The organism is Janibacter massiliensis (assembly GCF_900289115.1).
In the GTDB taxonomy this organism is placed as follows: Bacteria; Actinomycetota; Actinomycetes; order Actinomycetales; family Dermatophilaceae; genus Janibacter_A; species Janibacter_A massiliensis.
In genome coordinates this window covers 1795106-1815954 of sequence record NZ_LT985196.1, presented here as the reverse complement: position 1 = coordinate 1815954, position 20849 = coordinate 1795106, and the positions used below count along the sequence as shown (strand labels likewise).

General features: G+C 70.9%; 19 protein-coding genes. 7 read left to right on the top strand and 12 right to left on the bottom strand.

What is annotated here, in order from left to right; all coding sequences use genetic code 11:
• Positions 1-13 precede the first annotated feature (13 nt).
• From DAA34_RS08810 to DAA34_RS12500, 10 genes are all read right to left on the bottom strand, one after another.
• The gene (locus DAA34_RS08810) at positions 14-364 is read right to left on the bottom strand and encodes an RNA polymerase-binding protein RbpA (protein WP_199847498.1); all 351 of its coding nucleotides are present in this window, start codon (positions 362-364) and stop codon (positions 14-16) included.
• 15 nt (positions 365-379) lie between these two features.
• Complete coding sequence (gene secG / locus DAA34_RS08805; protein ID WP_106818578.1) at positions 380-625, bottom strand: preprotein translocase subunit SecG; 246 nt, start codon at positions 623-625, stop codon at positions 380-382.
• A gap of 61 nt (positions 626-686) precedes the next feature.
• On the bottom strand, positions 687-1478 hold the full coding sequence (gene tpiA, locus DAA34_RS08800; protein WP_106818576.1) for a triose-phosphate isomerase: 792 nt from the start codon (positions 1476-1478) through the stop codon (positions 687-689).
• Between the two features lies 1 nt (position 1479).
• Positions 1480-2688, bottom strand: a complete 1209-nt coding sequence (locus tag DAA34_RS08795; protein WP_106818574.1) for a phosphoglycerate kinase — start codon at positions 2686-2688, stop codon at positions 1480-1482.
• 34 nt (positions 2689-2722) lie between these two features.
• A complete protein-coding gene (gap, locus tag DAA34_RS08790) occupies positions 2723-3727 on the bottom strand; it encodes a type I glyceraldehyde-3-phosphate dehydrogenase (protein WP_106818572.1) in 1005 nt (334 codons plus the stop codon).
• 115 nt (positions 3728-3842) lie between these two features.
• The gene (whiA, locus tag DAA34_RS08785) at positions 3843-4823 is read right to left on the bottom strand and encodes a DNA-binding protein WhiA (protein ID WP_106818570.1); all 981 of its coding nucleotides are present in this window, start codon (positions 4821-4823) and stop codon (positions 3843-3845) included.
• Between the two features lie 58 nt (positions 4824-4881).
• Complete coding sequence (locus DAA34_RS08780; RefSeq protein WP_106818568.1) at positions 4882-5847, bottom strand: gluconeogenesis factor YvcK family protein; 966 nt, start codon at positions 5845-5847, stop codon at positions 4882-4884.
• The gene (gene rapZ, locus DAA34_RS08775) at positions 5847-6824 is read right to left on the bottom strand and encodes an RNase adapter RapZ (protein WP_106818566.1); all 978 of its coding nucleotides are present in this window, start codon (positions 6822-6824) and stop codon (positions 5847-5849) included. The genes DAA34_RS08780 and rapZ overlap by 1 nt, the downstream gene beginning before the upstream one ends.
• Positions 6821-8821 carry an excinuclease ABC subunit UvrC gene (uvrC, locus tag DAA34_RS08770; protein ID WP_106818564.1) on the bottom strand — a complete coding sequence of 667 codons (2001 nt, stop codon included), beginning with the start codon at positions 8819-8821 and terminating at the stop codon, positions 6821-6823. The genes rapZ and uvrC overlap by 4 nt, the downstream gene beginning before the upstream one ends.
• Before the next feature lie 18 nt (positions 8822-8839).
• Entirely contained in the window at positions 8840-9115 is a 276-nt protein-coding gene (locus tag DAA34_RS12500; RefSeq protein WP_234354181.1) for a Rieske (2Fe-2S) protein, read from the bottom strand.
• A gap of 359 nt (positions 9116-9474) precedes the next feature.
• Between DAA34_RS12500 and DAA34_RS08760 the strand changes: the two genes are divergently transcribed.
• From DAA34_RS08760 to DAA34_RS08740, 5 genes are all read left to right on the top strand, one after another.
• Positions 9475-10704: a branched-chain amino acid ABC transporter substrate-binding protein gene (locus DAA34_RS08760; RefSeq protein WP_234354180.1), complete on the top strand. Its 1230-nt coding sequence runs from the start codon at positions 9475-9477 to the stop codon at positions 10702-10704.
• A gap of 78 nt (positions 10705-10782) precedes the next feature.
• A complete protein-coding gene (locus tag DAA34_RS08755; protein WP_106818560.1) occupies positions 10783-11730 on the top strand; it encodes a branched-chain amino acid ABC transporter permease in 948 nt (315 codons plus the stop codon).
• Positions 11727-13448 (top strand): branched-chain amino acid ABC transporter permease, encoded by a 1722-nt coding sequence (locus tag DAA34_RS08750; protein WP_106818557.1) that lies wholly within the window; start codon positions 11727-11729, stop codon positions 13446-13448. The genes DAA34_RS08755 and DAA34_RS08750 overlap by 4 nt, the downstream gene beginning before the upstream one ends.
• Complete coding sequence (locus tag DAA34_RS08745; protein WP_234354179.1) at positions 13445-14353, top strand: ABC transporter ATP-binding protein; 909 nt, start codon at positions 13445-13447, stop codon at positions 14351-14353. Before DAA34_RS08750 ends, DAA34_RS08745 begins: the two co-directional genes overlap by 4 nt.
• A complete protein-coding gene (locus tag DAA34_RS08740) occupies positions 14350-15063 on the top strand; it encodes an ABC transporter ATP-binding protein (RefSeq protein WP_106818555.1) in 714 nt (237 codons plus the stop codon). The genes DAA34_RS08745 and DAA34_RS08740 overlap by 4 nt, the downstream gene beginning before the upstream one ends.
• A gap of 1 nt (position 15064) precedes the next feature.
• On the opposite strand, the gene uvrA is transcribed toward DAA34_RS08740, so the two are convergent.
• A complete protein-coding gene (uvrA, locus tag DAA34_RS08735; RefSeq protein ID WP_106818553.1) occupies positions 15065-18181 on the bottom strand; it encodes an excinuclease ABC subunit UvrA in 3117 nt (1038 codons plus the stop codon).
• Between the two features lie 48 nt (positions 18182-18229).
• Here uvrA and DAA34_RS08730 point away from each other — a divergent pair, with 48 nt between their 5' ends.
• Positions 18230-18916, top strand: a complete 687-nt coding sequence (locus tag DAA34_RS08730) for an MBL fold metallo-hydrolase (protein WP_106818551.1) — start codon at positions 18230-18232, stop codon at positions 18914-18916.
• Positions 18913-19797, top strand: a complete 885-nt coding sequence (locus DAA34_RS08725) for an EamA family transporter (RefSeq protein ID WP_106820008.1) — start codon at positions 18913-18915, stop codon at positions 19795-19797. Before DAA34_RS08730 ends, DAA34_RS08725 begins: the two co-directional genes overlap by 4 nt.
• On the opposite strand, the gene DAA34_RS08720 is transcribed toward DAA34_RS08725, so the two are convergent.
• Positions 19784-20794, bottom strand: coding sequence for a TerC family protein (locus DAA34_RS08720; protein WP_106820006.1), 1011 nt, complete (start codon positions 20792-20794; stop codon positions 19784-19786). The two genes, DAA34_RS08725 and DAA34_RS08720, sit on opposite strands and share 14 nt — an antisense overlap.
• Between the last annotated feature and the right edge of the window lie 55 nt (positions 20795-20849).

Below are 20849 nucleotides of genomic sequence, written 5' to 3'. Positions count from 1 at the left end.
GGGGAGGGGCCCCTCAGCGGATCAAACCCCGCTCCCGCAGCTCGCCCAGGCGCTCCTGCAGGATCGCCTCCCCCTCGCTGTCGGAGCGACGCTCCTTCACGTACGCCAGGTGCGTCTTGTACGGCTCGACCTTCGGCGGTGCGGGCGGGTTGTCCTTGTCCCGGCCTGCCGGGAAGCCGCAGCGCGGGCAGTCCCACTCCTCGGGGATCGCTACGCCCTCCTCCTGGGCGAAGCTCGGACGAGTCTCGTGCTGGTTCGCGCACCAGTAGCTGACGAAGACGCGGGGTGCGGCCTCGCCGCGCTCGGCCTCGCCCATCGGCCCGGCGCCGACCCGGCTGCCGCGGATCGCGTTGCCACCTGCCACCATGAGCTGCTCCGATCAGTTCGCGAAACGGTCGACCATGCCGACACCGACGACGGCGACGATCCAGACGAGCGCGATGACGATGGTGAATCGCGTGAGGTTCCGCTCGGCCACGGACGAGGAACCGAGCGAGGTCGACATGCCGCCGCCGAACATGTCCGACATGCCCCCGCCCTTCCCCTTGTGGAGGAGGATCAGCAGGGTCAGGAAGAGACCCGAGATGACCAGCAGGATCTGCAGGCCGATGCGCAGTGCGTCCACGGACGTCCTTTGCTCGTGTGTGGTGCGACGAGGGCAAGGGTAACGCCCGTCGCACCGGTGGTCAGAGGGTCCCGACGTGATCCCGGTAGCGGCAGATCGACGCGAACTCCTCCGCGTCGAGCGAGGCGCCACCGACCAGGGCGCCGTCGACGTCCTCCTGAGCCATGATCTGCGCGACGTTCCCGGACTTCACCGAGCCGCCGTAGAGGATGCGGACGCCGTCGGCGAGCTCGCGCGAGTACATCTCCGCGAGCGTCGCGCGGATCGCCGCGCAGACCTCCTGGGCATCCTCCGGGGTGGCGACCTCGCCGGTCCCGATGGCCCACACGGGCTCGTAGGCGATGACGAGGCTCGCCGCCTGGTCCGCGGGGAGGTCCGCGAGGGCCGCCCGGACCTGACCGACGACGTGCTCGACGTGGCGCCCCTCCGTGCGGACGTCGAGCCCCTCGCCGCAGCACACGATGGGGGTCAGCCCGTGCCGGTACGCCGCGGCGATCTTCGCGGAGACGACGGCGTCGTCCTCGTGGTGGTACTCGCGCCGCTCGCTGTGGCCCACGGCGACGTAGGTGCACCCGAGCTTCGACAGGAAGGCACCGGAGACCTCGCCCGTGTAGGCGCCGGAGTCGTGCGCGGAGAGGTCCTGCGCGCCGTACCGCAGGGCGAGCCGGTCGCCCTCGACGAGGGTCTGGACCGAGCGGAGGTCGGTGAACGGCGGCAGGACCGCGACCTCGACGACGCCGAAGTCGTGCTTGGCGTCCCGCAGCGTCCAGTCCAGCTTCTGCACGAGGTGCGTGCCCTGGAGGTGGTCGAGGTTCATCTTCCAGTTGCCCGCCATGAGGGGGGTGCGCGACATGTCAGGCTCCCTCCCCGTCGAGGACGGCGACGCCGGGCAGCTCCTTGCCCTCGAGGAACTCGAGGGAGGCGCCACCACCGGTCGAGATGTGCCCGAAGTCCTCGTCGGCGAACCCGAGCTGGCGGACGGCGGCGGCCGAGTCCCCGCCGCCGACGACCGTGAGGGCGCCGCTCGACGTCGCGTCCTTGAGCGCCTGGGCGACGGCCTTCGTCCCGGCGGCGTAGGGCGCCATCTCGAAGGCCCCCATCGGGCCGTTCCAGAAGACGGTTCGGCAGTCGGCGAGCTTCTCCGCGTAGAGCGCCGCCGACTCCGGGCCGATGTCCAGGCCCATCTGGTCGGCGGGGATCGCGCCGACCGCGACGACCTCGTGGGGCACGTCCGCGGAGAACTCCGGCGCGACGACGACGTCGACGGGCAGGACGATCTCGACCCCGGACTCCTTGGCGCGCTCGAGGTACTCGCGGCAGGTGTCAACCTGCTCGGCGTCGAGGAGGCTCTTGCCCACCTCGAGTCCCTGCGCCTTGAGGAAGGTGAAGAGCATCCCGCCGCCGATGAGGAGGCGGTCGGCGGTCGTCATGAGGTTCTCGATGACCGCGAGCTTGTCGGCGACCTTCGCCCCACCGAGGACGACCGCGTAGGGCCGCTCGGGGTCGACGGTCAGGCGCCGGAGCACCTCGACCTCGGCCTGGACGAGTCCGCCCATGGCCGAGGGGAGCTTCTGCGCGATGTCGTAGACCGACGCCTGCTTCCGGTGGACGACGCCGAAGCCGTCGGACACGTACAGGTCGGCCAGCGACGCGAGCTCGTCGGCGAAGGCGGCGCGCTCGGCGTCGTCCTTGCTCGTCTCACCCGCGTTGAACCGGAGGTTCTCCAGCAGCACGACGTCGCCGTCGGCCATGCCCGCGACGGCCGCCTTCGCCGACTCGCCCACGGTGTCCTGAGCGAACGTCACCGGACGGCCGAGCAGCTCCGCGAGCCGGTCGACGACGGGCGTGAGGGAGTACTTCGCCTCCGGCGCGCCCTTGGGCCGGCCGAGGTGGGCGCACACGACGACGCGTGCGCCCGCCTCGGCGAGGGCCGAGATGGTCGGCACCGACGCGCGGACCCGGCCGTCGTCGGTGATCTTCGTCCCGTCGAGCGGGACGTTGAGGTCGGATCGGACGAGGACGCGCTTGCCGCGCACGTCACCGAGGTCCTTGATCGTCTTCACGGTGCGGTGCCTTCCAACGGTGGGGCGAGGTCGGTCAGAGGGACTGGCCGACGTGGAGGACGAGGTCGGCGAGGCGGTTGGAGTAGCCCCACTCGTTGTCGTACCAGCCGACGACCTTGACCTGGTTGCCGATGACCTTGGTCAGACCGGCGTCGAAGATGCACGAGTGCGGGTCGGTGACGATGTCGGCCGACACGATCGGGTCCTCCGTGTACTTGAGGATGCCCTTGAGATCGCCCTCGGCGGCCTTCTTGATCGCGGCGTTGACCTCCTCGACCGTCACCTCACGGCTGGCCTCGAAGGTCAGGTCGGTGGCCGAACCGGTCGGGGTCGGCACGCGCAGCGCGTACCCGTCGAACTTGCCCTTGAGCTCGGGCAGGACGAGGGCGACCGCCTTCGCGGCGCCGGTCGACGTCGGGATGATCGAGAGCGCGGCAGCGCGGGCACGACGCATGTCCTTGTGCGGGCCGTCGAGAAGGTTCTGGTCCTGGGTGTACGCGTGGACCGTCGTCATCAGGCCCTTGACGATGCCGAACTCCTCGTTGAGGACCTTGGCCATCGGCGCGAGGCAGTTCGTCGTGCAGGAGGCGTTGGAGATGACGGTGTGCTTGCTGCCGTCGTAGTCCTGGTGGTTGACGCCCATGACGAACGTCGCGTCCTCGTTCTTCGCCGGCGCGGAGATGATGACCTTCTTCGCACCGCCCTCGAGGTGGGCCTTCGCGGCGGTGGCGTCGGTGAACCGACCGGTCGACTCGATGACGACGTCGGCACCGGCCTCGCCCCACGCGATCGCCGCCGGGTCCTTCTCCGCGAAGACGCGGATCTTCTTGCCGTCGACCGTGATCGACTCCTCGTCGGCCGTGACGTCGGCGTCCAGGACCCCGAGCACCGAGTCGTACTTGAGGAGGTGGGCGATGCTCTTGTTGTCCATGAGGTCGTTGGCGGCGACGATCTCGATGTCGGCGCCCGACGCCTGCACGGCACGGAAGAAGTTACGGCCGATGCGGCCGAAGCCGTTGATTCCGACGCGAACGGTCACAGGATGCTGCCTTCCAGACGGTGGATGGCCGCCGGGACCGGCGGCCCTTGCCACCCCCAACCCTATGCCCATCGGGTCGTCTCGTGGGCCCGGGGTGAGCGACCACCGCAGGGGTTCAGCCGTCGAGCATGTCCGGGGTCAGCGAGGCCTCCGTGTCGGGGATGCCCAGCTCTGCTGCGCGCTTGTCCGCCATCGCCAGGAGCCTGCGGATCCGCCCCGCGACGGCGTCCTTCGTCATGGGCGGGTCCGCGAGCCTGCCGAGCTCCTCCAGGGAGGCCTGCTTGTGCTGGACGCGCAGCTCGCCAGCGGTCCGCAGGTGGTCCGGGATGTCCTCGCCGAGGATCTCCAGGGCCCGCTGGACCCGCGCGCCGGCCGCGACGGCCGCGCGGGCGGAGCGACGGAGGTTCGCGTCGTCGAAGTTCGCCAGCCGGTTGGCCGTCGCCCGGACCTCGCGCCGCATCCGGCGCTCCTCCCACGCGAGGACCGCGTCGTGGGCACCGAGCCGCGTGAGCATCGCGGCGATGGCGTCCCCGTCCCGCATGACGACCCGGTCGACGCCGCGGACCTCGCGGGCCTTCGCCGACAGCCCGAGCCGCCGCGCCGCCCCGACGAGGGCCAAGGCCGACTCCGGGCCGGGGCACGTGATCTCGAGCGAGGACGAGCGTCCGGGCTCGGTGAGCGAGCCGTGCGCGAGGAAGGCACCGCGCCAGGCGGCCTCGGCGTCGCAGACCCGACCACCGACGACCTTCGGGGGCAGACCGCGCACGGGACGGCCGCGCCCGTCGACGAGACCGGTCTGCCGGGCGAGCGCCTCCCCGTCCTTGCTCACGCGGACGACGTACCGGGTCCCCTTCCGCAGCCCGCTCGCAGCGAGCACGAGGAGGTCGCTCTCGTGGCCGTAGAGGTCGGCGATCTCGGAACGGAGCCGGCGCGCGACGTGCGCGGTGTCGAGCTCGGCCTCGACGACGATCCGGCCGCCGATGATGTGCAGACCGCCGGCGAAACGCAGCGTCGAGGCGACCTCGGCCTTGCGGCAGCAGGTCTTCGTCACCTCGTGCCGGCTCAGCTCGTCCTTCACCTTCGAGGTCATCGCCATGGCGGCCATCCTGCCACCGGCACCCTCCGGGTGTCCGCGCCGAGGCGACCTGGGGACCTCACGCGAACAGGTCCGAGAACGCCGCACCGAGCCGCAGCGGGTCGTGGACACCGCGCTCGCCGCGCAGGCCCATGCGCTGCACGACGAGGTGGGCGCCGAAGGCCCGGCACGCCTCCTCGAGCTCCTCGACGTCGTCGACGACGGTCGGGTCGGCCAGGACCGTGTCGAGCCGCAGATCCGGCGCGTGGTCGCGCAGGCTCTCGAGATGGCCGGGCGCCGACCAGCCGCTGGTCTCGGAGGTGTCGAGCTCGAGATTGAGGACGAGGGCGCGACGGCCCGGCGCCGAGACGACGGCCTCGCGCAGCCGGGGGACGAGCAGGTGCGGCAGGACCGAGGTGTACCAGGACCCGGGCCCCAGGACGATCCAGTCCGCGCCCTCGATCGCGGCGAGGGTCTCCGCCGGGATCTCGGGATCGGCAGGCTCGACCGCGACGGACTCGACGAGGCCCGGCGTCCGGGCCACCTCGACCTGGCCGGCGACCTCGGTGACCTCGTCGGGGCGGGCGGGGTCGTCACCGCGGACGCGGGCGCGCATCTGCAACGGTGTCGAGGCCATCGGCAGGACCCTCCCCCGCGCCCCGAGCAGCCGGGCGACGAGGTCGAGCCCCCGGACGGGGTCGCTGTGCTGCTGCCAGAGGGTGACGATGAGGAGGTTGCCGAGCGCGTGCCCGGAGAGGTCACCATCGCCGACGAACCGGTGCTGCAGGACGTCCCGCCAGATGTGCCCCCACTCGCTGTCGTCGCACAGCGCCGCGAGCGCCATGCGCAGGTCGCCCGGGGGCAGCACGTCGAAATCCCGCCGGAGCCGTCCGCTCGACCCGCCATTGTCGGCGACCGTGACGATCGCGGTGATGTCCTCGACGACGAGACGAAGGGCTGCGAGCGAGGCCGCGAGGCCGTGCCCGCCGCCGAGCGCGACGACCCGCGGGCCGGTGCCGCGCCCCGGCAGCGGCAGCCGCGCCATCACTCTCGCCCCAGGTCGCGGTGGACCACGAAGGTCGCGACGTCCTCGGACGCCAGGCGACCCCGCAGGGCCTCGGCCATGGCGACCGACCGGTGCTTGCCGCCGGTGCAGCCGACCGCGAGCGTGACGTAGCGCCGCTCCTCGCGGATGTACCCGGCGACCACCGGCTCGAGCATCCGCTCGACCCCCGTGAGGAACTCCTCGGCGCCCTCCTGGCGCAGAACGTAGGACGCGACGGCGTCGTCCCGCCCGGTCGAGGACCGCAGCTCCGGCACCCAGTACGGGTTCGGCAGGAAGCGCATGTCGAAGACGAAGTCGGCGTCCAGCGGCACCCCGTACTTGAACCCGAAGGACAGGACGGCCATGCGGAGCCGGTGGCGGTCGACCCCCGCGAACAGCGGGGTGATCTTCCGGGCGAGCTGGTGGACGTTGAGGCCCGAGGTGTCGATGACGACGTCGGCGGACGACCGGAGATCGGCCATGACGAGCCGCTCGCGCTGGATGCCGTCGAGCAGGCGTCCGTCCCCCTGCAGCGGGTGGGGACGCCGGACGCTCTCGAAACGCCGCACGAGGGCCTCGTCCGTGGCGTCGAGGAAGACGGTGTGCGGGTGCCAGCCGCGGTTGCGCATGTCCGCGAGCGCACCGGAGAGCTGGGCGAAGAAGTTGCGCGAGCGCACGTCGACGACGACGGCGACCCGGACGGTGCGGTCCTCGGGGGTGTGGCTGCGCATCCGCACCGCGAGGTCGGCGACGGACTGCAGCAGCTGCGGCGGGAGGTTGTCGATGACGTACCAGCCCGCGTCCTCCATGACGTTCCCGGTCGTCGAGCGGCCGGCGCCGCTCATCCCCGTGAGCACGACGAACTCGATCGAGGACGGTTGCGACTCCCGGTGGTACACCGGGATCCGGCCGGTCGGGGTGTCTGCCGCGATGGTCACGGGGTCGGCGTACCGACGGTCGGGGGTCTGCTCGCTCATCGCGCGGCCTCTCCGGGGTTCGGCGGGGGTGGCGGGTCAATGATCTCGCCCGTCGCGGGGTCGACCGCAACCCCGGGTTCTTCTGCGGCGAGCCGCTCGGCGACCGTCGCCGCGAGGGCGGGCCCGACCCCCTTCACCTCGGTCAGCTCCTCGACGGTGGCCGCACGGATCTGCGCGACGGACCCGAAGTGCGTGAGCAGGGCGCGCTGCCGGGCCGGCCCGAGGCCGGGGATGCCGTCGAGCGCCGACGTCGTCATGGCCTTGCTCCGCCGCTCCCGGTGGAAGGTGATCGCGAACCGGTGGGCCTCGTCCCGGACCCGCTGGAGCAGGTAGAGGCCCTCCGAGGTGCGCGGAAGGATGACCGGGAAGTCGTCGCCCGGCAGCCACACCTCCTCGAGCCGCTTCGCCAGCCCGACGACGCGCACGTCCTCGACGCCGAGCTCGTCGAGCACGCGCTGGGCCGCGTTGACCTGGGGCAGGCCCCCGTCGACGACGATGAGGTTCGGGGGGTAGGCGAAGCGCCGCGGGCGGCCGGTCTCGGGGTCGACCGGCTGGGCGATCGCCTCCGTCGTGTCCCGCAGGTGCCGGTGGAGGCGCCGGGTCAGCACCTCGTGCATCGCCGCGGTGTCGTCGACCCGCGGCGTCCCGTCCGGTCCTGCCCCGTCGACGCCGACGTCCCCGCGGACGATGAAGCGGCGGTACTCCGCCTTGCGGGGAAGCCCGTCCTCGAAGACGACCATCGACCCGACGACGTTCGTGCCCTGGACGTGGCTGATGTCGAAGCACTCGATCCGCAGCGGCGTCTCGGGCAGCTCGAGGGCCTCCTGCAGCTCCTCGAGAGCCTGGCTGCGGGCCGTGAGGTCACCGGCGCGGGCGACCTTGTGCCGGGCGAGGGACTGGCTCGCGTTCTTCGTCACCGTCTCCATGAGCGCCCGCTTGTCCCCCCGCTGCGGCACGCGCAGGTCGACCTGGGACCCGCGCCGCTGGCTGAGCCACGCCTGGACGCTGGCCCGGTCCGCCGGGAGCACGGGGACGAGGACCTCCCGCGGGACACCCTCTCCCCCGTCCCCGCCGTACACCTGCTGGAGCAGACCCTCGACGAGGTCGGCCAGGCTCTCGGCGTCACGTTCGGCGACCCACCCGCGCTGGCCGCGGATCCGGCCGCCGCGGACGTGGAAGACCTGCACGGCGATCTCGAGCGGGTCGTCGGCGAGGCCGAAGACGTCGGCGTCGGTGCCGTCCGGGAGCACGACGGCCGACTTCTCCATCGCCCGGTTGAGGGCGCCGAGATCGTCGCGCAGCCGGGCGGCCCGCTCGAAGTCGAGCGCGTCGGAGGCAGCCTTCATCTCGCGCTCGAGGGACCGGACGAAGCGGCCGGTGTCCCCGGCGAGGAAGTCGCACAGCTCGGTCGCGATCCGACGGTGCTCGGTGGCGTCGACGCGCCCAACGCACGGCGCGCTGCACTTGTCGATGTACCCGAGCAGGCACGGGCGTCCGACCTGCTCGGCGCGCCGGAACACCCCGGCGCTGCACGTCCGGACGGGGAAGACGCGCAGCAGCAGGTCGAGCGTCTCGCGGATCGCCCACGCGTGGGTGTACGGCCCGAAGTACCGCGTGCCCGTGCGCTTCTCCCCCCGCATCACCTGGGCCCGGGGAAACTCCTCGCCGAGCGTCACCGCGAGGTACGGGTAGGACTTGTCGTCCCGGTACTTGACGTTGAACCGGGGGTCGAACTCCTTGATCCACGCGTACTCGAGCTGGAGCGCCTCGACCTCGGTCGCGACGACGGTCCACTCGACGGACGCGCCGGTGCGCACCATCCGCGCGGTGCGCGGGTGCAGCCCGGCGACGTCCTGGAAGTACGACGAGAGCCGCTGCCGCAGCGAGCGCGCCTTGCCGACGTAGATGACCCGACCGTGCTCGTCCCGGAACCGGTAGACGCCCGGGTCGGTCGGGATCGACCCCGGGGCGGGGCGGTACGAGGACGGATCGGCCACCGCTCGAGGGTACGGACCTCAGGACACGACGAGCGTGTCGCCCGTGCGCCGTACGGTCCGCTTCTCGAGGCCCGCCGTCGCGGGTCCGCCGGTGACGTCCCCCGTGCTCGCGTCGAACTGCGATCCGTGGCACGGGCAGATGATCGTCCCGTTCGTCACCTCCGAGACCGCGCAGCCGGCGTGCGGGCAGGTCGAGGAGAACGCGGTGAAGGACCCCTCCGTCGGCTGGGCGACGACGCTCTGGCCGACGACCTTCCCCCCTCCGACGGGCACGTCGGCGACGGGAACCGACACCGGGTCGGAGGCTCCGCCTGCCGTGGCGCCCCCTGTCGAGGTCCCGCCGGCACCGTCCGAGCCGCAGGCGCCGAGAGCGGCAGCGGCTCCGGTCGTGCCCGCGACCCCGAGCACCGTGCGGCGGGCTGGTCCACCGGGCTGAGGGGCGTGGATCGAGGATGGCACGGGGCGGGCGTCGTCGGTCATGGCCGTCCAGGGGGTCGAGTTGCGGTCGGGGCCGATCCTCCCACGAAGGTCACGAGACGGATACGAGGTGTCGTTCGGCACGACACACGCACGCCGACCCGCCGTACTCTTCGGCCACCCGCGCCGGGCGTGGGATCGGGGCAACCACGCCCCAACGACCCTGTGGAGGAACCGTGTCCCAGCGATCCATCATCTCCGTCGGTGCGACGATGCTCGTCGCCTCCCTCGCACTGTCCGCCTGCGGCACCCGCGGCGGCGGCTCGGACAGCTCGGACGGGGGTGACGGGGACAAGAAGGTCGTCAAGATCGGTGTCATCGCCCCGCTCTCGGGCGACCTGTCCGCCCTCGGTCTGGGCATCCAGCACTCTGTCGAGCTCGCCGCGAAGCAGGCGAACGAGTCGGGCGAGCTCGACGGCTGGACCATCGAGGTCGAGCCGAAGGACGACACGGGCAACAAGGAGCCCGGTCAGAACGCCGCGACCGACCTCGTCGCGGACGAGCAGGTCGCGGGTGTCGTCGGCACGCTGAACTCCTCCGTCGCGGAGGGCGTCCAGCCGATCCTCGACAAGGCGGACGTCGTCATGGTCAGCCCCGCCAACACGAACCCGACGCTCACCCGCGGGCCCAAGCCGGAGGAGGACCCGAAGCGCACCTACGCGAACTACTTCCGCACCTGCACGACCGATGCGGTGCAGGGCCCGTTCGCCGCTCGGTACCTGTACGAGACCGCGAAGATCACCGAGGTCGCGACGATCAACGACAAGAAGACCTACGGCCAGGGCCTGTCCGAGGCATTCACGGCCGAGTACGAGAAGCTCGGCGGGAAGATCGTCGCCGCCGAGACGATCAACCCGGACGACGACAAGTACGACGCCGTCGTCTCACGGGTGAAGAGCAAGAAGCCGGGCGCCGTGTACTACGGCGGCGAGTACCCGCAGGCCGGGCCGCTCAGCCAGCAGATGAAGGCGGCCGGGCTCAAGGTCCCCCTCATGGGCGGTGACGGGATCTTCTCGCCGGAGTTCGTCAAGCTGGCCGGGACGTCCTCGGAGGGCGACCGCGCGACCTCCGTCGGCGCCCCGACGAACAAGCTCGAGTCGGCGAAGAAGTTCATCTCCGACTACGAGGCCGCCGGGTACAAGGACCCGTACGAGGCCTACGGCGCCTACTCCTACGACGCCGCGCGGGCGATCATCGAGGCGCTGAAGGTCTCCCTCAAGGACGCCGAGAGCCCCCAGGAGGCTCGTCAGGCGACGATCGACGCGATGAAGGACGTCTCCTTCGACGGTGTCACCGGCAAGGTCGCGTTCGACGAGTACGGCGACACGACGACCCGGGTCCTCACCGTGTACCAGGTCAAGGACGGCAAGTGGGCCGACGTGAAGACCGAGGAGTTCGAGGACTGACGTGCCGCCACCTCCTCTGACGGTGGGAGGGCGCCCGACGGTGCCCTCCCACCGCCCCGATACCCCCAGGAGAGCGGCGTGGATCAGTTCGCCCAGCAGCTCGTCAACGGCCTGACCATCGGGTCCTTGTACGCCCTGATCGCCGTCGGCTACACCGTCGTCTACGGCATCGTGCAGCTCATCAACTTCGCCCACGGCGAGGTCTTCATGATCGGCGCGTTCGGCGCCCTGACGACCTACCTCCTCCTGTTCCAGGGGCAGACCGCCCTGTGGGTCCTCCCGATCCTCGTCATGGGTGCCGTCGCCGCGTCCGTCGGAACAGCCGTGGTCATGGAACGCGTGGCCTACCGACCGCTGCGCAACGCTCCGCGACTGGCGCCGCTCATCACGGCGATCGGGATCTCGATCTTCCTCCAGGAGGCGATCCGCCTCTTCTACGGCAGCATCCCCGGGCTCGACCTCCCGTCCGCGAAGAAGAAGATCGTCTTCCCCCAGATCGACGGGGTCACGGGAGAGCCGTTCGTCCTCGGCTCCGTCGTCATCCAGCGGTCCGCGCTCTTCACCATCGGGTGCCTGCTCATGGCCGCGGCCCTCCTGTGGTGGTTCGTCAACCGCACGCGGACCGGCCGCGCCATGCAGGCGGTCTCCCAGGACCCCGACACCGCTCGCCTCATGGGGATCGACGTCGACCGCATCATCGTCATCGCCTTCACCATCGGCGCCGCCCTCGCTGCGGTCGCCGGGGTCGCGCAGGGTCTGATGAACGCGAACATCAACTTCAGGATGGGGTTCATGGCCGGGCTCAAGGCCTTCACCGCCGCGGTGCTCGGCGGTATCGGCAACATCGGTGGGGCCGTCCTCGGCGGTCTGGTCCTCGGCGTCGTCGAGGCCATGGCGACCGAGTACATCCCCGGGACCTTCGGCGGTTCGTCCTGGAAGGACGTGTGGGCGTTCAGCCTCCTCATCCTCGTCCTCGTCTTCCGACCGCAGGGGCTGCTCGGTGCCCGGGTGGTGGACCGCGCATGAGGCCGCTGACCTTCACCCGCATCCCCGACCACGGCCGGGAGCGGCACGCGACGACGGGATGGGCCCTCGCCCTCGCCGGCGGGGTCCTGCTGGTCGTGAGCGGCCTGCTGTCCTGGTGCTTCGACGACCGCGTCCTGGGCAATGTCGCGGTCCGGTTCTGGCCCGCGACCCTCCAGATCTTCGCCATGGCACTCGGCGCTCTCGCGGTGCTCCTGACGCTCGGTGAGCGTCCCCTCGGGCGCATCGGCCGCTGGCTCGACGTCACGCTCGGGCTGCGCACCCTGGGCGCGGGCGCACTGGCGTACGTGCTGCTCGCCCTCGTGGCGATCAGCGCGACGGCAGGCGGACTGATCAACGCGAACGAGGGCGCGTGGGTCGCCCTGGTCGGCGCGATCCTCGTGCTGGCCGGCGGTCTGCTCCTGCCGCAGCGGGAGCTTCACGACTTCCGCGCCGCACGCATCCCCGGGTGGGCCGAGATCGCCACGATCGCCGCGCTGCTCGCCGCGTCGCTCGTCATCGCGGCCTACGCGCTGGGGCAGAAGGACGGTTGGGTCTTCGTCCTGCTCATCGTCGCGACGATCGTGGCGTGCGCCGCCCTCGCCCGCGCGGGGTTCTTCCAGTGGTTCTCGATGATCGCCCAGCGCCACCGGCGGGTGCTCACCCTGGCCGCGTTCGCCGTGGCGTTCCTCTTCCCGTTCACCCAGGACGGGTCCGATGCGAACATGTCGATCGCCTCCGGCGTGCTGATCTTCGCCGCGACCGCGATCGGGCTCAACATCGTCGTCGGCCTCGCCGGCCTGCTCGACCTGGGCTACATCGCCTTTCTCGGGGCCGGCGCGTACGTCGCCGCGATGCTGTCGACGTCGATCTTCGCCACGACCGTCCACTGGAAGCCGCCGTTCCTCGTCGTCATGCTCATCGGCGCCCTCGTGTCCGCCTGCCTCGGGCTCCTCGTGGGCTCGCCGACGCTGCGGGTGTCCGGTGACTACCTGGCCATCGTCACGCTGGCGTTCGGCGAGATCTTCCGCCTGACGATGCTCAACCTCGACGGGAAGAACGGTCCGAACCTCACCCGCGGGCCCAACGGGATCTCGGCCATCCCCGACCTGGTGATCCCGGGTCACTGGATCGGGCTCCCGGACTTCGACTTCGGGCAGAAGCACGAGGTCCTGGGCATCACGCTCGGGCGGTACGCGAACTACTACTTCCTGCTGCTCGTCCTCACGGCCTTCATCGTCCTCGTGTTCACCCATCTCAACGACAGCCGCATCGGCCGCGGTTGGGTGGCGATCCGCGAGGACGAGCGGGCAGCAGAGGCGATGGGCGTCAACGTGTTCGGGCTCAAGCTCCTCGCGTTCGCCGGCGGCGCCTTCCTCGCAGGCCTGGCCGGGACGATCAAGGCCCACCAGGACAGCTCCGTGAGTCCCGACCAGTACCAGTTCCTGGAGTCGGCCTTCCTGCTCGCGGCCGTGGTCCTGGGCGGCATGGGAACGGTCGCCGGTGTCCTCCTCGGCGCGGTCCTGCTGAAGATGATGCCGGAGAAGCTGCGGTTCCTGAACGAGTACCGCCTCCTCATCTTCGGCCTGCTGCTCGTGCTGATGATGCGCTTCAGGCCCGAGGGGATGGTCGCGAGCCGCCGCCGCCGGCTGGAGTTCCACGAGGACGACGACGAGCTCGCCGACGAGGCCGGCCTGCAGCACGTGGAGGTTGCACGATGAGCACGGCACCACCGAACGGCGAGATGGCCGCTCCCACCGCAGCCACGCAGATCGTGCTCGAGGCGCGCGACGTCGTCATGCGCTTCGGCGGGCTCACGGCCGTCAACGGCGTCGACCTCGTCGTCCACGAGGGTGAGATCGTCGGTCTCATCGGGCCGAACGGGGCTGGGAAGACGACCTTCTTCAACTGCCTCACGGGCATGTACAAGCCGACCTCCGGCCGCGTCATGCTGCGCGGGAGGAACCTGCCCCCGCGGCCGGGACGCGTCGTGCGCGCCGGCATGGCCCGCACCTTCCAGAACATCCGGCTCTTCGCCAACATGACGGCGCTGGAGAACGTCATGGTGGGCCGGTACTGCCGGACGAAGGCGGGCCCGGTGACGTCGATCCTGCGCGGTCCGACCTACCGGCGCGAGGAGCGTGAGTCGCGAGAGCGGGCGCAGGAGCTGCTCGAGTTCGTCGGCCTCGGCCGAAAGGCAGAGCACCTGGCGCGCAACCTGCCGTACGGGGAGCAGCGCAAGCTAGAGATCGCCCGCGCCCTGGCCACCGACCCGGTGGTCCTGCTTCTCGACGAGCCGACCGCCGGTATGAACCCCATCGAGACCGAGCAGACGATGAACCTCATCTTCCGCATCCGGGAGATGGGCCTGGCCGTCGTCGTCATCGAGCACGACATGCGGTTCATCTTCCAGCTGTGCGACCGGGTGACCTGCCTCGTGCGCGGCGAGACCCTCACCGAGGGCACGCCGGGCGAGGTGCAGTCGGACCCCCGTGTCATCGAGGCGTACATCGGTGGCGGGGACGACGACGAGATCTCCCATGACGAGCTGACCGACGAGGACCGGGAGGTCCTTCGCGCCGGGGGCGAGCTGCGTCCCGAGGACGACGTGGAGAGGACGCGATGAGCCCGCTGCTGCAGGTCGAGGACCTCGAGGTCCACTACGGGAAGATCGCCGCGGTCAAGGGCATCGGTTTCCACGTCGACGAGGGCGAGGTCGTCACGCTCATCGGGACCAACGGCGCCGGGAAGACGACGACGCTGCGGACGATCAGCGGTCTGCTGCGCCCGACGTCAGGCTCCATCCGGTACAAGGGACGGCCGATCGACGCGGTCCCCCCGCACAAGATCACCGGGCTCGGGATCGCCCACTCCCCCGAAGGCCGACGAATCTTCCCTCGGATGACCGTCGAGGAGAACCTCATGCTCGGCGCCTTCCAGCGCCGGGACAACGACGTACGACGGGACCTCCATGCTGCGTACGAGCTCTTCCCGATCCTGGGCGAGCGGGCGAAGCAGCCGGCGGGGACGTTCTCCGGCGGCGAGCAGCAGATGCTCGCGATGGGCCGCGCGATGATGTCACGGCCCGACCTGCTCATGCTCGACGAGCCGTCGATGGGTCTCTCGCCGCTCATGATGAAGCGCATCATGGCGACCGTCGTGACCCTCCAGGAGCAGGGGACGACGATCCTCCTCGTCGAGCAGAACGCCCGTGCCGCGCTGCGGCGGGCCAACCGCGGGTACGTCCTCGAGATCGGGAAGATCGTCCTCGCGGGAACCGGTGCCGAGCTGCTCGAGAGCGACGAGGTCCGCAAGGCCTACCTCGGCGAGGACTGAGTCAGCCGCTCCGCTTCGCTCGGCGGGCGGCCGCCGCAGCCTTGGACGACACCTTCTTCGTCGTTGGCGCCGTCGTCGACGCCCGCGTGCTGCTCGCAGCGGCGCCGCCCGGGGCCTTCCCCTTCGTGGCGGCTGTCTTCTTCGCGCTCGTCCGCTTGGGCGTCGCCTGCGGCGGGCTCGACGCCGTTCCCGACCTCGCGAGGACGGGTGCGAGGAAGGTCCCGGTGTGGGACTCCGCGACCGTCGCGACGTGTTCGGGGGTGCCCTCCGCGACGGCCGTCCCGCCCCCGGAGCCGCCCTCGGGGCCCATGTCGATGATCCAGTCGGCGCTCTTGACGACATCGAGGTTGTGCTCGATGACGATGACGGTGTTGCCCTTGTCGACGAGGCCCTGGAGGACGAGGAGCAGCTTGCGGATGTCCTCGAAGTGCAGGCCCGTCGTCGGCTCGTCGAGGACGTAGACCGTGCGACCGGTCGACCGCTTCTGCAGCTCGGCGGCGAGCTTGACCCGCTGGGCCTCACCCCCGGAGAGGGTCGGCGCCGGCTGGCCGAGCCGGACGTAGCCGAGCCCGACCGCGTTGAGCGTCTTCATGTGCCGGGCGATCGCGGGCACCGCCCCGAAGAACTCCTCCGCCTCCTCGATCGGCATGTCGAGGACGTCGGCGATCGACTTCCCCTTGAAGTGCACCTCGAGCGTCTCCCGGTTGTACCGCGCCCCGTGGCACACCTCGCACGGGACGTAGACGTCCGGGAGGAAGTTCATCTCGATCTTGATCGTCCCGTCGCCCGAGCACGCGTCGCAGCGCCCACCCTTGACGTTGAACGAGAACCGGCCCGGCTGGTAGCCGCGCACCTTCGCCTCCTCCGTCTCGGCGAAGAGGCGCCGCACGTGGTCGAACACGCCGGTGTACGTCGCGGGGTTCGAGCGGGGCGTCCGGCCGATGGGGCTCTGGTCGACGTGGACGACCTTGTCGAGGTGCTCCAGGCCCGTCACCGTCTTGTGCCGGCCCGGAACGTGCCGCGCACCGTTGAGCCTGTTCGCCAGGACGTTGTAGAGGATGTCGTTGACCAGCGTGGACTTCCCCGAGCCGGACACCCCCGTGACCGCGACGAGCACCCCCAGGGGGAAGGTGACGTCGACACCGCGAAGGTTGTGCTCCCTCGCGCCGACGACGGTGATGGAGCGCTCGGGATCGATCGGTCGGCGCTCCGTCGGGACCGCGATCTCGAGCCGACCGGAGAGGTACTTCCCGGTCATCGAGTCCGGGTGCTCGAGCAGGCCCGCGACCGGCCCGGAGTGGACGACCTTCCCGCCGTGCTCCCCCGCCCCGGGGCCGATGTCGACGACCCAGTCGGCCGTCGCGATCGTGTCCTCGTCGTGCTCGACGACGATGAGGGTGTTCCCCAGGTCCCGCAGGCGGGTCAGCGTCTCGATGAGGCGGTGGTTGTCGCGCTGGTGCAGGCCGATGCTCGGCTCGTCGAGGACGTAGAGGACGCCGACGAGCCCTGAGCCGATCTGGGTCGCCAGGCGGATCCGCTGCGCCTCGCCGCCGGACAGGGTGCCCGCCGCCCGCTCGAGCGAGAGGTACTCGAGGCCGACGTCGAGGAGGAAGCCGAGCCGGGCGTCGATCTCCTTGATGACCCGCTCGGCGATCTGCCGCTCGCGGTGGGTGAACTCGACACCGGCGAGGAATCGTGCGGCGTCGGCGATCGACATCGCCGAGACCTCGGCGATGCTGAGGCCGCCGACGGTGACCGCGAGTGCCTCGGGCTTCAGCCGGGTCCCGCCACACGTCGGGCAGGGCACCTGCCGCATGTAGCCCTCGTACTTCTCGCGGCTGTGCTCGGACTCGGTCTCGGCGTGCCGCCGCTTGATGAACGGGATGACGCCCTCGAACCCGGTGGAGTACGAGCGCTCGCGGCCGAACCGGTTGCGATAGGTGACGTGCACCTTGTGGTTGTGCCCCTCGAGCAAAGCCGTCCGGGCCCGCTTGGGCAGCGCGCGCCACGGGGTGTCCATGGAGAACGACAGGTCCTTGCCCAGGGCCGTCATCACGCGCTGGAAGTACTGCGCCGACTGTCCCTGGCTCCAGGGCTGGATCGCCCCCTCGGCGAGCGAGAGGTCCTCGTCGGGGACGAGAAGCTCGGGGTCGACCTCGAGCTCGGTTCCGATGCCCGAGCAGTCCGGGCAGGCGCCGAACGGGCTGTTGAAGGAGAAGGATCGCGGCTCGACGTCGTCGATCGCCAGAGGGTGGCCGTTCGGGCACGCCAGCCGCTCGGAGAAGCGGCGCTCCGCGGGGAACTCGACCGGACCGGTGGGGGTCTCGAGCGTGATCGACTCACCCTCGGCGAGGTCGACGAGCTCGACGACGGCGATCCCGTCGGCGAGCCGCAGGGCCGTCTCGACCGAGTCCGTGAGGCGCCGCTTGGCCGAGGGGTCCTCACCCTTCGCGACGAGCCGGTCGACGACGACGTCGATGGTGTGCTTGACCTGCTTCTCCAGCGTCGGCGGGTCCGACAGGGAGACGACCTCGCCATCGACACGGGCCCGTGAGTAGCCGCTCGAGAGGAGCTCGGCGAAGAGGTCGACGTACTCCCCCTTGCGGGCGCGGACGACCGGGGCGAGGACCTGGAAGCGGGTGCGCTCCGGCAGCCGGACGAGCAGGTCGACGATCTGCTGCGGCGTCTGGCGCGTGATCGGCTCGCCGCAGCGCGGGCAGTGCGGGCGACCGGCCCGGGCGTACAGCAAACGGAGGTAGTCGTGGACCTCGGTGATCGTGCCCACGGTGGAGCGCGGGTTGCGGTTCGTCGACTTCTGGTCGATCGAGACTGCCGGAGAGAGACCCTCGATGAAGTCGACGTCCGGCTTGTCCATCTGGCCGAGGAACTGGCGGGCGTACGCCGAGAGCGACTCGACGTACCGCCGCTGGCCCTCGGCGAAGATCGTGTCGAACGCGAGCGAGGACTTGCCCGAGCCCGACAGCCCGGTGAAGACGACGAGCGCGTCCCGCGGCAGCTCGACGGACACGTCCTTGAGGTTGTGCTCGCGGGCCCCTCGGACGAGGAGGACGTCGTGGGCGGCCGATCCGGAGCGTCGGGCGGTGGGGCGGGCATTCACGGCGGTCAGCCTAGGTGGCGGCTCCGACAACGCTGGCAGGATGGGGCCATGGAGACCACTCCGGAGACCACGCCCGACCGCCCCGCGCCCTTCTCGGAGGTGGTGGGCCGGACGGGTTCCCTCGTCATCCGCCGGATTCGCGTCGGCACCCTCGACAACGCCGTCTACCTCCTCACCTGTCCCTCCACCGGCGCGCAGCTGCTCGTCGACGCCGCCGACGACGTCGCCGCCATCTCCCGCCTCGTCGCGGACGGTGCCGCCGACCGCGGGTCCGGGATCGCGACGATCGTGACGACCCACCGGCACGAGGACCACACCCGCGCCCTGCTCGAGGTCGCCAAGACCTTCCGCGCCGAGACGGTCGCCGGCGCGGACGACGCCGCGCACCTGCCGGTCGAGCCCGACCACGTCCTCGCGCACGGCGACACGGTCACCGTCGGTCGCGTCCACCTCGAGGTCGCCCACCTGCGCGGGCACACCCCCGGATCGGTCGCCCTCATCCACCGCGACCCCGAGGGCACCCACGTGATCACCGGCGACAGCCTCTTCCCCGGCGGCGTCGGGGCGACGACGCACTACGACTACCAGTCCTTCGACCAGCTCATCGAGGACGTCGAGCGACGGCTGTTCGACGTCCTGCCCGACGACGCCGTCGTGCACCCGGGGCACGGCGAGGGAACGACGATCGGCGCCGAGCGCCCCCACCTCGCGGAGTGGCGCGAGCGCGGCTGGTGACCGTCCCGGTCGCCGGGCCCGCGACGGCGCGTGCGGCGGGCCTCGTCCTCCTCGCGGTCGTCTCCGTCCAGGTCGGCGGCGCCTTCGCCGCCCGGCTCGTCCCGACGATCGGTGCCGGACCCACCGTCGTCCTGCGACTCGTCATCGGGACGCTCGCCCTCCTCGCGATCGCCCGCCCGACGCTGCGCGGGCACCGACCGGGCGCGTGGTGGGAGGTCGTCGGCTTCGGCTGCGCCCTCGGACTGATGAACCTCGCGTTCTACGCGGCGCTGGGCCGCCTCCCGATCGGCGTCGCGGTGACGGTCGAGTTCGTCGGCCCGCTGACCCTCGCCGCGGTCCTCTCGCGGCGCGCCCGGGACCTGGCGGCCGTGCTCGTCGCGGCGGTCGGGGTCCTCCTCGCGTCCGGCGCCACGTCCGGCCTCTCCGGTGCCGACCCGGTCGGCATCGTTCTCGCCCTCGCCGCCGGGGCTTTCTGGGCCGGGTACGTCCTGCTCAGCAGCCGGGTCGGTCGTTCCTTCCCGGGGCTCGGCGGCCTGGCGCTGGCCATGGCCGTCGCGACGCTCGTCGTCCTCCCGAGCGGGGCCGCCGACGCGGTCCGGGCCCCGCTGCCCGTACTGGGCCTGGGCGTGGCGATCGCGCTGCTGTCATCGGTGGTGCCCTACTCGCTCGAGCTCGTCGCCCTCCGGTCGCTGCCGGAACGGGTCTTCGGCGTGCTCCTGTCCCTCGAGCCGGCCGCGGCCGCCCTCGCCGGGTTCGTCGTCCTCGGCCAGCGGCTGTCGCCGACACGGGTCATCGGGATCACCCTCGTCGTCGCGGCGAGCGTCGCCGTCCTCGGGCTCGGTGCCCGTCAGCGCACCGCGGCGGCGGTCAGTCCTGGCTGATCCCGAGCCGCGCGTCACGCCGGGACTTCCACAGGCTCGCGATCGTCGTGACGCCGAGGATGACGACGATGGCTCCGAGCGAGACGGTGATCGGGATCTCCGGGACGTGGACCTGGTTGCCCCCGTTGATGAACGGCAGCTCGTTCTCGTGGAGGGCGTGGAGGAGGAGCTTGACGCCGATGAAGGCCAGGAGCACCGCCAGTCCGATGCTGAGGTAGACGAGCTTCTTCAGCAGGCCCCCGAGGAGGAAGTAGAGCTGCCGCAGCCCCATGAGCGCGAAGAGGTTGGCGACCAGGACGATGTACGGCTCGTTCGTCAGGCCGTAGATCGCCGGGATCGAGTCGAGGGCGAAGAGCAGGTCCGTCGTGCCCAGCGCCATGACGACGATGAGCATCGGCGTCATCACCCGTCGGCCGTTCTCCTTGGTGATGAGCTTCGTGCTCCACTCGTCCGTCGACGGGAAGGTCCGCTTCATCCAGCGGACGAACCAGCTCTCCTCGTACTCGTCATCGTCGCTCTCGCCCTGGAACGCGAGCTTGATCGCCGTGTAGATGAGGAAGGCGCCGAAGATGTAGAAGACCCACGAGAACCGCGCGATCGCGGCGGCACCGAGCCAGATGAAGATGCCGCGCAGGACGATCGCGATGATGATGCCCCACATGAGGGCCGTCTGCTGGTAGCGCTGGGGCACGGCGAAGCTCGCCATGATGAGGATGAAGATGAAGAGGTTGTCCACCGAGAGCGAGTACTCGGTCAACCACCCGGCGAAGAACTCCCCGGCGAGCTTGCCCCCCTCGAGCCACCACATCCCCAGGCCGAAGAGGATCGCCGCGCCGACGTAGGCGCTGAGGATGATCGAGACCTCCTTCGTGGAGGGCACGTGCGGGTTGCGCGCGATCATCACGATGTCGAACAGGAGGACGGCGGCCGCGATGCCGATCGTCACCCACCACGCCCACACGGGCAGGTCGAGGGAGCTCTTGTCGGGGCCCAGCATCGGGAGCGCGAGGACGGAGGCAGGCACGGCTGACCTTTCGGGAACGAGGGGTGTC